The sequence below is a fragment of the Paenibacillus sp. R-74696 genome, from assembly GCF_055814915.1.
Map to the genome: position 1 here is coordinate 17,338 of NZ_JBPULM010000022.1, position 13,911 is coordinate 31,248.

The window sequence follows — 13,911 nt, forward strand, 5'->3', positions numbered from 1 at the left end:
GCCTTAGAACATCCTTTCCTATATTTGAAAAAAGACATGTCATTTTATCAAACAGCTAAAAAGCCTGCCTCGTACGATTGCGCGTACAGAGCAGGCTTCTACTAGGTCACTATATAGTCTTATAATAAGGTTGCTAGGGTGTGTATGCAAACTGGAGTAGCCCTGCCACTCCTTGCCCAGAACTTTATCAAGGCTGGAGAATCGATGCCAAACTTATCTGACGATTCAAGGCATGAGAACCGAAGCCGCCGATTGTTGCTAAGCCTCCGGTGGCTAAGCCGCATTGCCGAAATCGTGCATTTCCGGACGCTTACTCTTTTTTTGACGGACTGAGGTTCCGCTATTCTGGCTTTTGATGCGGTTTCTGGTCGTAGGCGGACAGGAAATCCGTTATGGCCCTGCATATTCCGTCAAAATGGCTATTTGCAGCGCATTAGCGGCTCCTGAGTCCACCACCTGTGCCTTTCTCGGTGATTCTGTTGAAATAGCGGCTGCTCTGTCCACCCAGTCTATTTTTGCGCAGGGAGTAGCCCACTGAAACGATGGATATAAAGCTGACTTTCGGTACATATGTTTACCTTCATGAGGTGTAACATTCCCGGTAGGAGAGGCAAAACGTTTGACACTAAATTCGATCTGGATCTGGCTTGCTTAAGTTTGCATACACGCTCTAATTACTTTGATCATATAGTCGTTTTTGCTGGGCTTCTTCTGTGACTAAGAAAATAACTGGGCCATCAGCTTCCCTTAGCCTGCCCGCTTTGCTGAAGCTTGCGATATTCCTGCGGGCCGACTGATGTCGCTTTTTTGAACATTTTTGAAAAATGCGAATAGTTGCCATAGCCCAGCTCGTAGGCAATGCTCGTAATCGCCAGCTCCGTCTTCGCCAGCATTTGCTTGGCGAGCGCTACCCGCTCCTGCAGCACATATTCCGAAATCGTCAGTCCCGTGTCCTTCTTGAACAGCCGGGCCAAATAATCCGGATGCAGGCACACATGGCCGGCAATATCTTCACGCGATAAATCCTCGCTCATATGCTTGGCAATATAATGCTTCACCTTGTCCACAACGGTCTGTGTCTCATCCACAACATTCAGATTGCCGCTGACCTCCTTGATCAGCACCCCTACCCACTCCGACAAGTCGGTGATGGAACGGGTGACGGCATCCGCCCGCTTCATCAGCACCATGGCGGAGAACACCTGATGCGCCCGCAGCCCCTTCGCATGCAGCACCTGATGCACCATTTGCAGAAAATCCTCATAGAAGCTGCGCAGCCAGCGGGCATCGGCCTGACCCGTATGCTTGACGCTGTCCAAATACTTTTCGATTTCCTCAAGCATTTCTTTTCCGCAGCCGAGCTTGAGCATCTCTGCCCAGCCGCTCATTACCGGAAGCGGCGCGACATCTGGGCTAACGCTGCAATTAGTTAGGCTAAGCCGTTCATTTGACCGAGTCACATTATGCGACTCCAGCTCGGCAAGCTGCTCGTACATCTCGCATATTTCCTCCACAGGCACCGCGCTGCCCATATAACAGCACAGGTCGCAGAAAAAATAACGATTGCATGCCTCGATGTACGAATCGATCTGTTCATGCAGCTGCTCGCCATCCTCCTGGCGAATAGGCAGTAGCGCAAGCAGCGCCCCGCTGCGCACCTGAATGATTCGGCCAAGCCCAGACTTCGCTAGAATCATCTCTTCAAAGGAATTGCGCAGCGCATATTCCATAATCTTCTCTTCGCGCAGCGTCAGCTCCTTATGCCAGCGCTGGACGCTAATGAGCACCGGCTTATAGTGCGGCAGCTCCTCGTAGGCAATGTTATGCTTCGCCAGTGCTTCGCGAACGCCCTCCTTGGTTGAAGGAATGGAGCGGCTTAGCAGGTCCTGCCAGAAGCGCTCCATAAACATCGGCTGGTACGATTCCCATAGCCGATAATAATGCTCGTACATGTCTGCGAATTGCAGCTTCTCGCGGTCGAGATCGGCTTTTGTAAGCTTGTCCAGCGCACGCTTGACCGTGCTCGCCAGCTCGGGGTAACGAACGGGCTTGAGCATATAATCGCAGCTGCCAAGCTGAATCGCCTTTTGCGCATAGGAGAAATCCGCATGGCAGGTAAGGAACATCGCCTCCGTCTGGGGAAAATGAATTTTCACCCAGTCCAGCAGCTCGAAGCCGTTGCCCTGCGGCATTTCGATATCACAAATTAGCACATCGATTTTGCTGTCGCTCATGATTTCCTTGGCGGTTCGGATATTGTACGCCTCATGCACGACCGAAATGCCGAGCGACTCCCATTCGACGCCTGCTTTAATGCCCCGCACCGCATGCCGCTCATCATCGACAATCAACAGCTGTCTCATTCTCGTCGTCCCCCTGTCTCTTCTGGTTGCATCGGCAGCCACAGCTCCACGACTGCTCCAAGGCCGGAGCTGCCGCTAAGCGCCATGCGGGCTGCATCATGATACAGCAGTCCCAGCCGCTGCTTCACATTTTGAATCCCGATATGATCGCCTTCTTCATTGCTCAGCTCCATATCGCGCTGGAGCAGCGCCAGCACCTGCGGCGGAAAACCTTCCCCCGTATCCTCAATGCGGACATATAGCGTATCTTCATTAAGCGCCTGGGCGGTAACAGCAATGTGAACCTGTGTATCCGTATTTACCGCATGCTTAATCGTATTCTCCACGAACGATTGAATGACTAGTGGTGGAATCGGTATTTTTCCGAGACTCTCATCCGTGTGGAAAGCGAAGGTCAGATCGCCCGGAAAACGCATTTCCTGAATGCGTAAATAATTCATCGTATGGGCAAGCTCATCAGACAGAGACACGAATGACAGGTTGCTGCGGAACATAAATCGGAAATATTGCACTAGGCAATGGGTCATTTCCTGAATGAGATGATAGTCCTTCACCTGCGCCAAATTATAAACAATGTTCAGTGAGTTAAGAAAAAAATGCGGATTGATTTGCAGCTGCAAATGCTTAAGCTGCGCTTTTTTGTAATTCAGCTGTTCCTCCAGCACATTAACCTTGAGCTCCTGAATTTGCGTAATCATGCGGTTGAACGATTCGTTCATCACCTCAAATTCAAATGTCGAGGACGGTTTCGTGATCCGCATATCCAGATTGCCGGCTTCGATGCGGCGCATCGCCATAATTATGCGATTGACCGGCACAAGCACCAGCTTGCGCAGCAGCAGCAAAATGATCGGCAAAATGATAATGGCCCCAAAGGAGATGAGCGAGACGATGCTGCGCAAAAAAGGAAGCTTCTCCAGCACGACGCTGTCGGGAATGAGGGCGACCAGTCCGAAGCGGCCTCGCGAGGAGGGCTCGCCGACTGCGATAAATTGGTCGTTGCTTCCCGTAAGCTGGTAGCCTTCATTGTCGCTGCTGCTTGGCTCAATCGAGATGCCGTCATCCAGCGGCGCATCTATAATGGGCTTCATACGGTCATCCGTCAGAAAGGCCCGGCCATTTTCACCCAAATCAATTAAATGCAGTGGAACCATCAGCTGATCGACATTGCCCATCGCGCCTAAATAAATGTCGCCGTATTGAATGACATAGGCTAAATAATCACCGCCTGCCATATGCTGAACGAACCAGTCCTTTTGCAGCGGCTTCTTGGCTAGCTTGATATTATCTACAATATCCTGCTCCATCACGGAACGGCTGGCATAATCCGGGGCAACGCCGAATACGCTCATCAAATCATCGTTCTCCGGCGAATAAATGAAGAACATGTCCATCGACTTATAATTGGGCAATTCATTCCTCAACTGGTTGCTCAGCTGGATCTTCTCGAACGAATAGCTGTCGGGATTTTGCTCGCGCGGCTGCTCAAGCACAAGCAGGCCAGTCTCCATCGCCGCAATATTAAACAGATATTTCTCCACATCCTCCAAATTGCGGTCAATTTGGCCCATATAGAGACTGATCAAATTTTTATTGGACTGGGCTACCTGATTGCGTACGACATTAATCGCATACAAGTTGTTGTAGATCATGAAGGAAACAATCGGAATGACGAGCAGCAGAAAGCCAAATAACAGCTTAAAGCGGAGCGTTCGATAAAAAAACGGATGCCGGAACCTCATGCCTTACCCCTCTCTCTTCTGCCGCTTTATCAAAGTATATTATTATTTGCAAGCGTTTTCAATAATATCATTTTTTCCTGCTTGCTCCTGCCAAGCCTAGCTAAACCAAGCTAAGCACAAATAAGAAAGCTTCCCAAATTGGCATTCGGAAGGCTTTCTTGTTTGTGCTTGATTGTGGTTGACTGGACTCCCAGGCTACAGCCCCAGCTCATGCTTGCCCGCAGCCTCGCGCTGCTTGTCTACCGAATCATGCAGCGTGAGCGTTCGGGCATTGCGATAATAGCGGTCGAAATTGCAGCTTCTGGTCGCCGAGCGAGCGCCCATAATTTGAAAAATCGCATTCGTTACGTCCAGCGCGGTGTCGGTCGCGATGATTTTGACATGGGACGCCGCCGCTTGAACGGCCCTGTACAATTCCGGTTCATCTGGCCGCTCATTAACAGCTTGCAGCAGGCGTGCGGCGCGAAGCACCAGCTGCTGCGCGGAGGCGAGCTTGGCTGCCATTTCGCCCACACGGAGCTGCGTTATCGGGTCCTCTGCCGCCGTTTTGACGTCTGACCATGGCCTTGCTTTCTCCTTCAAATAGGCCACGGCCTCCCGATATGCGCCTATCGCAATCCCGACATATTGGGCGGCGAAATGAATATGAAACTGCGCTGCGAAAAAAGGAGCATGGGCGGCATAAGCGCCAGGCCCTCCCAGCACATGCGCTTCTGGAATAAAAGCCTCCTGCGCTAGGACGGTTCCGCTTCCGGTGCCGCGCTGTCCGATGCCGTCCCAATCATCGTTGACCGTGATGCCCGCTCCATTAAGCTCCGCTATGGGCATCATATACCGCTCATCCTGATTGCCCGGCGCATCCTCGGAAACCGAGCGCCAGAACGCCCATTTTGCGCCGGGCGAGCCGGTTGCAAAAATCTTTTTCCCATTCAGCCGGTAGCCTCCTTCTACTTTGCGAAGCGTATTGGCCAGCACGAAACGATTCGCCCCTGCCTCGCTCCCAAAACTACCGAATAGGTGACCTTGCTGGACCTCCTCGAAAAAAAATCGCTGCTGCGCCGCATCACCCATCGCATGCACCAGCTGCACACCGGTATTATGCAAGGCAAATACTTGCGAGGTGGACGAGCACCAAGACGCCAGCTCCATCAGCGCCAGTACGAGCAGCACCGCATCCCCCTTGCAGCCAGCCCCTAATCCGCCGAATGCATCAGGTACAGAAAGATTCTGCAAGCCCTCGCTCTTAAGCGCAGCCAGTGATGAATACGGGTAAGCTCCCTCGTTATCCACCTGCTTCGCGGCGGGCCCAATGCTTTGCTTGCCTATACGGCGAAGCTGGGCGAGGAGCTCCGCTTGGCGCTGCGTATATTCGGTCTGCTCCACAAGCTGGAGAAGCAGCTCATCGTTAAACATAATCGTCTCCTTCTTTCCTTCGATCAGACAAGGGCGGCCGGCGTACGGAAAGAAGCGCCTGGATGATGCTCCGGCAGGCGTGCCTCTCCCTTGCCGAACAGCCGCTCGCGAAGCGTGCCTGCTTCGTAATCGGTTTTGAACAGCCCCCGTTTTTGCAGCTCCGGGATGACCAGATCGACAAAATCGACATAAGAGCCTGGCAGCACATATGGCTCCAGATTGAAGCCGTCCACGTCCGTCTCCTCCGTCCAGCGTTCGATTTGATCCGCAACGTCTTCCGGCGTACCGACAACGGTCAAACCGCGAAAGCCCTTTTGCACAAAATCGTCCATGACCTCCTGCACCGTCTTCTTCGTCTTGCTATGCTTCGTAAAACGGTCGGTATGGGTTTGGCCCATTTCGGTATGAATATTTTCAAAAAAGGCGTTCGGATCAAGCAACGTCAGGTCGATGCCCGTCACACCGGCGTAGCTGGACAGCGTCGCTTCTGCGCTCTGATGCTGCATATACTCGTCGAATTTGCGCTGCGCCTCCTCGCGCGTCCGCGCCACTACAACCGACAGCCCGGTGAACACTTTCACCGCTGCCGGATCACGCCCATATTCCGCTGCCCGCTTGCGAATATCAGCGATTTGGTCCCGAAGCACCTCCGTCGTCGGCGCCTTGAGAAAGATGCCCTCCGCGTGCCTCGCGGCGAAAGCGCGTCCCCTTCCTGAGCTGCCTGCCTGAAAAATGACCGGCGTCCGCTGCGGGGAAGGCGTCGAAGCATGGTACCCCTCCGATTTAAAATATTTCCCCTCATGCTTCACCTTATGAACCTTCTGCGGATCAGCGAATATCCGCTTCTCGCGATCAACGAGCAGCGCATCGTCCTGCCAGCTGCCCTCCCAATACTTATAGCTGACATCCATATATTCGTCGGCCATATCATAACGCTCGTCATGCGGCAGAAACTCGCTTCTGCCGAACAAATCGGCGGCTGATTTGCTGCTTGTCGTTACGACGTTCCAGCCGATTCGCCCCCTCGTAATATGATCCAGCGTTGAAAATCTGCGCGCATTCGCATAAGGAGCCTCATACGTCGTCGAGGTCGTCATCGTAAAAGCGAGGTGCTCAGTCGCCTGCGCAAGCGCTGGAATGAGCAGCATCGGATCATTGCCTACTGCGCCCGATGCTTCGCGGAACGCAAGCTCGGTCCTCTCCTTCGGATAGCCGTAGCTGTCAGCGAAAAACATAAAGTCAAACTTGCCCCGCTCCAAAGTTCGGGCGATATCAATCCAATAATCAATGCTATTATAATGAATGCGATTTTGCTCTGGATGCGTCCAGATGCCTTGGGTCAAATGATTGACTGCGTTTACCTCGAAGACTCCCAAATGAATTTTTTTCTTCATCGTCTACTCTCTCCTATCCCTCATTAGCTTAGCTTGACTGCACAGGCGTTACGCAAGATGGCATGCTGCAAAATGGCCAGGCGCAACCTCCCGCTTGACTGGCGCGAGCTTCCGGCATGTCTCAACCGCAAACGGGCAGCGCGGATGAAAGGCACAGCCGCTAACCGTTTCCAGCGGAGACGGGATGTCGCCTTGCAAAATCATCCGCTCCTTCTTGATAGCGGGGTCGGGAATCGGCACAGCAGACAGCAGCACCTGCGTGTAAGGATGCAGCGGCTGGGCGAACAGATCGTCCGTTCGGGCCTCCTCGACCATTTTGCCTAAATACATAACGCCAATACGGTCAGATATATGGCGTATGACGCCAATATCGTGGGCGATAAATAAATACGTCAGCTTCAATTCCCGCTGCAGCTTGCGCATCAGATTAATGATTTGCGATTGGATAATGACGTCCAGTGCTGAAACGGGCTCATCGCAGATGACGAGGCGCGGCTCAAGAATAAGGGCCCGGGCGAGGCCGATCCGCTGACGCTGGCCGCCGGACAGCTCATGCGGCAGCCGATCATAATGCTCCTCCTGCAAGCCCACCGTCCCGAGCATCCGCAGCGCAAGCTCCGTTCGCTGCTGCGGGCTGCCTATTCCATGAATAATGAGCGGCTCCTCCAGCGTCCTGCCAATGGTTTTGCGGGGATTTAGCGAAGAATAGGGGTCCTGAAAAACCATTTGGAGCTGGCGGCGACTGGCCCGAAGCTGGCGGCTTGGCATCTGGTTTAAATCCTCGCCCTGGTACAGCGCTTCTCCGGCAGTAGGCTCAACTAGACGCAGCAGCGCCTTGCCTAGCGTGCTTTTGCCGCAGCCCGACTCCCCGACCAGCCCGTAGGTTTCCCCTTCATAAATGTGAAAGGAAACATCATCAACGGCTTTAACGAGGCTTTTGCGAAAAGACGCCGGACGCTTCGTACTATAATGCTTGGACAAGCCCTTCACTTCCAGCAGCGGCACTGGACCGCCTTCCTGTTCATGGGGTGATGGCATGCTGCACGCCTCCTTTCGCATCAGCTTCTGCAGCAGCATCGGCTGCTTCAACTACTTCAGCTGTTTCAGCTACCTCAGCTGCTTCGACCGCTTCGACTGCTTCGGACAGGGTGCCGGCATGCCAGCATCGCACCATCGCTCCACTGGCAGCATCCTGAATTAATTCTGGCATATGCTGGCGGCATTGGTCGTCGGCATATGCGCAGCGCGGCGCAAAGCGGCAGCCAGACGGCACATTCAATAGCGAAGGCACACTACCTTCAATCACTTGCAAATCCTGCGTTCTGTCACCATCCATTCGCGGTATGGCTCCCATCAGGCCAATCGTGTACGGATGCAGCGGGCGCGCGAATAGCGTCGCCACATCAGCCATTTCAACGACCTGCCCCAAATACATGACAACGACGCGCTGGCATGTTTCCGCAACGACGCCCAGATCATGGGTGATGAGTAGAACGCTCATACCCAGCTTGCGATTCAGCTCCGTAATCAGCTCCATAATTTGCGCTTGAATCGTCACATCCAGCGCTGTCGTCGGCTCGTCGGCTATGAGCAGCTGCGGCTCGCAAGCCAGCGCCATCGCAATCATGACGCGCTGGCGCATGCCTCCGGAAAGCTGGTGGGGATACTCCCATACCCGCTGCTCCGGAGAAGGGATGCCCGTCAGCTTAAGCAGCTCGATTGCTTTGCGAACCGCCTCCTTCCGCCTGATTTTCTGATGCAGCATGATCGCCTCGATAATTTGCTCGCCGATGGTGTATACCGGATTGAGCGAGCTAAGCGGGTCTTGAAAGATCATTGCAATTTCATTGCCGCGAATTGCCCGCATTTGCCGCTGCTTCAGCTCAAGCAGATTGCTGCCCGCAAACCGAATTTCCCCTTCATAGCTAACATCATGCTTCTCATCGAGCAGCCGCAGCACGGACTGGGCAGTGACGCTCTTGCCGCACCCGGATTCTCCGACAACACCGACGATTTCCCCTCGCTTCACATCAAAGGAAACGCCATCGACTGCCGCCAGCTTCCCGCGTGCTGTATGAAAATAAGTTCGTAACGCTTTAACCTCCAGCAAAAGCTCCTCCGGCATTTCTTCCACCCCTCCTTAGTCGGACTCCAGCCCGCCATCTGCGATGCCCTATTTTTTTCCCTTCCCCTGTCTAACATGAGGATCGAGCAAATCCCTGATGCCATCCCCAAACAAATTCATCGCCAGTACCGAAATAATGAGCGCAAAGCCGGGAAACAGCGTCATCCACCAGGAGTTGTATATATACATTTTTCCATCGGCCAGCAAATTGCCGAGGCTTGCCATTGGAGCCGGAATGCCCGCTCCCAGAAAGCTAAGTGCGGCTTCCACAATAATCGCCTCGGCAAAAATAAAGGAGCTCTGCACAATGAGCGGCGAAATCGTGCTGGGCATAATATGCTGCCACAAAATTCTCGTCTGTGACGCGCCAAGCGCATGCATCGCCTCCACATAGGTTTGCTCCTTTGCGACGAGCGCGGCCGAGCGGACGATTCGGGCTACCGATGGAATAAAAACGATAATCAGGCAAATAATCAGATTGGAGACGCTTGGCCCGAGCGCGGCCATGATGGCAATCGCCAGCAAAATCGCCGGGAAAGCAAACAAAGCGTCCATCGTCCTCATCAGCAATTGATCCAGCCACTTGTACATGCTCGCATACAAGCCGACCACAAGCCCGAGAATAGCGACCGATAAAGCGACGGCAAAGCCAACCTGCGCCGATATTTGCGTGCCATGCATCACCCGGCTGAAAATGTCCCGGCCCAAATTATCCGTGCCAAACCAGTGCTCCGCGCCCGGCGGAGACAAGCGGTTGACGATATCGACTTCGAGCGGGCCGTAAACCGAAATCCATGGCGCAAAAAAAGTAATGAAGGCGACCACTATAATCAGCACGCTGCCCACCGACGCTGTTTTGCTGGCCAGCAGCCTCTTGAGCAGCCCGCGTCCACGCCTTCGACTGCCGAAAGCACGCTTGCGCTTTGCCAGATGAAGCGATGGCTGTGCTTTTCCCATCCGCGCTCAGCCTCCTTTCTGTTATTTATTCAACCGAATCCGGGGATCAACGACCGCATAAAGCAGGTCAACGACCAAATTCACAAGCACATAGGTAAACGCGATGAACAGCACCAAGCCTTGAATGACGGTATAGTCCCGGCGCGATACCGAATGCACGAGAAGCTGTCCCAGTCCCGGAATGTTAAAAATACTTTCCACAACCGCAGCTCCAGCAAGCAGCGTACCAAACGTTCCGCCAATGACGGTCAAAATGGGAATCAGCGCATTGCGCAAAATATGCTTGTATACGATGCTCCGCTCACGCAGCCCCTTCGAGCGCGCCGTCTTCACATACCCTTGGTTCATCACCTCCAGAAAGGAGGAGCGAACGATTCGGGCAATAACCGACGACATGACGACGCCGACTGAAATGGCGGGCAATATTAAAAATTTCAGGAAGTCCCACAGCCCGTCACTGATTGGCGCATAGCCGGATACCGGCAGCCATTTCAGCTGAACCGCGAACAGAAGCACCAGAAACATGCTGAGCAAAAAGCCGGGAATGGTTATGCCGAGCAGCGTATAGGCAGTCAATGCCTTGTCCGCCCAGCCCCCGCGATTAACGGCTGCCCAAATGCCGAACGGCAGGGCGATGGCAATCGCCATCAGCTCGGCAAGCAGCGCGAGCGACAGAGTAGGCTGAAGATGCTCGCCAATGACAGCGGACACCGATTTTTTCAAAAAATAAGAATCGCCTAAATCCCCTTGCAGCGCCGAGCCCATCCACTGGCCATATTGCAAGATAAGGGGCTGATCAAGCCCCATATTGGCACGCAGCTGCTGAATCGTCGCTTCATCTGCGCCATCGCCCAGCATGACGCGCGCGGGATCACCCGGAATGAGGTAAATGATCAGAAAGACAATAACCGACATGATGAACAGAATGGGGATCAACGATAACACCCGTTTTACAATAAAAGCGGTCAAACCGTTTACCTCCTTCCAAGGTGGAATTCCGCACGGCGTGCAGCTGCTGTATGCCTGCTTTAAGCTTGCTGCCATGCTGGATAGTGCTGCGCAATGCTGTTATTCAACGAGCTTCGTATTTGCAAGATTCGGAATGTTGCTGAGGAACGTCAAGCCGACGAGATTTTTGCGAACCGCATTGTAGTTGTAAATATCGCCGATTTTAATCGCCGCCAAATACTCCCACTCATAAGCTTGCAGCGCATCATTCGCCGCTTTAATCGCATCGTCGCTAATCGCCGAGGTAGAAGCTGCAAGCAGCTCAGCAAGCTTGGCATCATCAGCAAAGCCATAGGACGGGTTCAAATAAAGCAGCTGTGAAGGTGTTGAAGGCACGAGGAATGGACCGACATAAATATCCCAGCCATTCGGGTCAGCCCGCTTCGTCAGCATCGTGGCGTAATCGGAAATGTCGATTTTCGTCTTTATGCCGATTTGCTCCAGCTGCGCCTGCACCATCAACGTTGCATTATAGAAGGTGCCTGTATCCTTGGTCGTCAGCAGCGTAATTTCCTCGCTATTGTAGCCCGCTTCCTGAAGAAGCTGCTTCGCCTTGTCCGGATTTTTCTGGTTGTAGGCTTCGCTGCCTGCCTCGCTGTACCATTTCGTATTTTCCTTGTACATGTAGCTTGGGTTCAAGCGGTACAGCTCCGGTGTGGACACGATGCCAAGCAGAACTTGGTCAACATCGAGCACCGATGCGACAGCCTGGCGGTATTTCAGCTGCGAGAACAATGGCCCTTTTTTATTGAAAACCAAATTAAAATCGGTAGACAGGTTTTTGATAATTTCCACATCAGGGTCACTCTCAACCTGCGGCAAATTATCTAGACTGACATCGACGTTGTTAAAGTCCTTCGCGAGGAAGGAGGAGAAACGCGTCGCATTATCCGTTGCCAAAGTGAAATACAGATCGTTCACGAGCGCTTCCTTTTTGCCGGAAAAACCGTCAGCTGGCGCATCAACAGGCTGATAATCGGCAAACTTTTGCACATGCACGTATTGGTCGGTTTTGTACTCCACAAACTTGAATGGACCCGTTCCAATATACTCGGTTACCCCGTCCGGACCAGCCGCATCCACGACCTCCTTCGGCATAATAGCTGCAAAATTAAGCACGTGGCTAAGCTGCGCCAATGTATCATTTCTCGGCACGTTTGAGCTGAGCACGACCGTATAATCATCCTTCACCTCAAACTCGCGATCGGAAAAAGAGCTCTTCGCGCGCGGCGCCGTATTTTTCCAGCGATTGAGCGAAGCGGCTACATCCTCTGCCTTCATCTCCTTGCCGTTGTGAAACTTGACTCCTTTGCGGAGATGGAAGGTATATACTTTTCCGTCTTCGCTTAGCTCATAAGACTCGGCGAGCATAGGAACCGGCTCATACTTGGCATTAAAGGCGAACAGTCCCTCATAAATATTGACCGCTACCGTGGAATTGCTTCCGCCAAGCGACAGATGCGGATCCAGCGTCGGTATCGTTTGCGCGAGCGGATATTTCAGTTCGGTTGCCAGCTTCTCGCCTCCCGATGCGCCAGCTGCTGCTGACTCGGCAGGCGAAGCCGCTCCTTCCGAGCTTGCAGGTGCAGAGCTGTTGCTGGAGCAGCCGAAAACGATAAGCAAAGCGCTGAGCAATCCGATTATTCCCAACTTTTGATAATGCTTCATAAATAAAGTGCCTCCCTGTTATTGTGCATTATGACTGCCAATCCACTAGCTTTTCTGCTGCTTTTACGAACAAGGCCACTCCGTTTGCCAACGCTGCCTCATCAATCTCAAATCGCGGATGGTGATGCGGATAGACGATGCCTTTCTCGATATTGCCCGCGCCTATATTAATGAATGTGCCAGGCACCTTGCGCTGGTAGGCAGAGAAGTCTTCGCCGCCCATGCCCGGTGGGTTGTGAACGACGTACTCCTTGCCGACGACTTCAATCGCCGCCTCCTCCACGATTCGGGTCAACACTTCGTCATTGACCACGGGATCATAGCCGTACACATATTGGAATTCGAATTGCGCCCCATGTGCCGAAACAATACCGGCAACAATGCGCTGCAGCTGCTCCTCCGCCTGCTTGCGAACCTGCTCGCTAAAGCTCCGCACCGTACCTTTCAGGGTTACCTTATCGGGTATGACATTATGGGAGGCTCCCGCCGTGAATTGGGTCACGGAGACGACCAGCCGCTCCAAGGGATCGGTATAACGCGCCACAATATGCTGAATATTCGTCACGATCTGGGCGCCAATCGCAATTGTATCGACCGAGCGATGAGGGAAGCCGGCATGGCCGCCAACCCCATTGACTGTAATGGTGAAATTATCCGGCGATGCCGACATTTGCCCATATACGATGCCAATTTGCCCAACGGGCAACTGGGCTGCTAGATGCTCGCCTACGACCCAATCCACGCCGTCCAGTACGCCAGCCTCGACCAGCTCGCGCGCGCCCCCCGGAGGAAGCTCCTCTGCATGCTGGAAAATAAACCGGATTTCGCCGTGCAGCCGCTCTTTCTGCTCTACAAGCAGCCGCGCTGTCGCCAGCAGCACAGCGGTATGGCCATCATGCCCGCAGGCGTGCATGACACCCGGATTTTGGGAAGCATACTCAACCGTGTTTTCTTCCGCTATCGGAAGGGCATCCATATCGGCCCGCAGCGCCAGCGTCTTGCCCGGATAGGCGCCGACAAGCCTTGCCAGCACACTCGTCTTCGTTGGACGGCTAATGATCAGTCCTCCAAAGCTGCGCAGCGTATCTTCGACAAACTGCGCCGTCTCCGTCTCCTCAAAGGACAGCTCCGGATGCTGATGCAGATGCCTTCGCCATGCGACAGCCTGCTCATGAACCCACTCGGGGAGCTGTCCGCTCCAGCCTTTATTTTCAACTGTCATGCTTGCTTCCCCCTTCTTC

10 protein-coding genes are annotated in these 13,911 nt (G+C 53.4%); all 10 read right to left on the reverse strand.

Annotation, left to right across the window (positions count from 1 at the left end; translation table 11 throughout):
- Positions 1–737 precede the first annotated feature (737 nt).
- Positions 738–2,363, reverse strand: coding sequence for a response regulator (locus ACSR9A_RS06160; protein ID WP_473756199.1), 1,626 nt, complete (start codon positions 2,361–2,363; stop codon positions 738–740).
- Positions 2,360–4,105 (reverse strand): sensor histidine kinase, encoded by a 1,746-nt coding sequence (locus tag ACSR9A_RS06165; RefSeq protein ID WP_473756200.1) that lies wholly within the window; start codon positions 4,103–4,105, stop codon positions 2,360–2,362. Before ACSR9A_RS06165 ends, ACSR9A_RS06160 begins: the two co-directional genes overlap by 4 nt.
- 195 nt (positions 4,106–4,300) lie before the next feature.
- The gene (locus ACSR9A_RS06170) at positions 4,301–5,518 is read right to left on the reverse strand and encodes an acyl-CoA dehydrogenase family protein (protein WP_473756201.1); all 1,218 of its coding nucleotides are present in this window, start codon (positions 5,516–5,518) and stop codon (positions 4,301–4,303) included.
- A 23-nt stretch (positions 5,519–5,541) separates the two neighbouring features.
- Positions 5,542–6,912 carry an LLM class flavin-dependent oxidoreductase gene (locus ACSR9A_RS06175; protein ID WP_473756202.1) on the reverse strand — a complete coding sequence of 457 codons (1,371 nt, stop codon included), beginning with the start codon at positions 6,910–6,912 and terminating at the stop codon, positions 5,542–5,544.
- A gap of 48 nt (positions 6,913–6,960) precedes the next feature.
- Positions 6,961–7,950 carry an ABC transporter ATP-binding protein gene (locus tag ACSR9A_RS06180; protein WP_473756203.1) on the reverse strand — a complete coding sequence of 330 codons (990 nt, stop codon included), beginning with the start codon at positions 7,948–7,950 and terminating at the stop codon, positions 6,961–6,963.
- Complete coding sequence (locus ACSR9A_RS06185; protein WP_473756204.1) at positions 7,934–9,037, reverse strand: ABC transporter ATP-binding protein; 1,104 nt, start codon at positions 9,035–9,037, stop codon at positions 7,934–7,936. The genes ACSR9A_RS06180 and ACSR9A_RS06185 overlap by 17 nt, the downstream gene beginning before the upstream one ends.
- Positions 9,038–9,085: 48 nt before the next feature.
- Positions 9,086–9,994, reverse strand: coding sequence for an ABC transporter permease (locus ACSR9A_RS06190; protein WP_473756205.1), 909 nt, complete (start codon positions 9,992–9,994; stop codon positions 9,086–9,088).
- Between the two features lie 21 nt (positions 9,995–10,015).
- Positions 10,016–10,963, reverse strand: a complete 948-nt coding sequence (locus tag ACSR9A_RS06195) for an ABC transporter permease (protein WP_473756206.1) — start codon at positions 10,961–10,963, stop codon at positions 10,016–10,018.
- Between the two features lie 99 nt (positions 10,964–11,062).
- On the reverse strand, positions 11,063–12,670 hold the full coding sequence (locus ACSR9A_RS06200; protein WP_473756207.1) for an ABC transporter substrate-binding protein: 1,608 nt from the start codon (positions 12,668–12,670) through the stop codon (positions 11,063–11,065).
- Positions 12,671–12,698: 28 nt separating this feature from the next.
- Positions 12,699–13,892: an amidohydrolase gene (locus ACSR9A_RS06205; protein WP_473756208.1), complete on the reverse strand. Its 1,194-nt coding sequence runs from the start codon at positions 13,890–13,892 to the stop codon at positions 12,699–12,701.
- Positions 13,893–13,911: the final 19 nt, after the last annotated feature.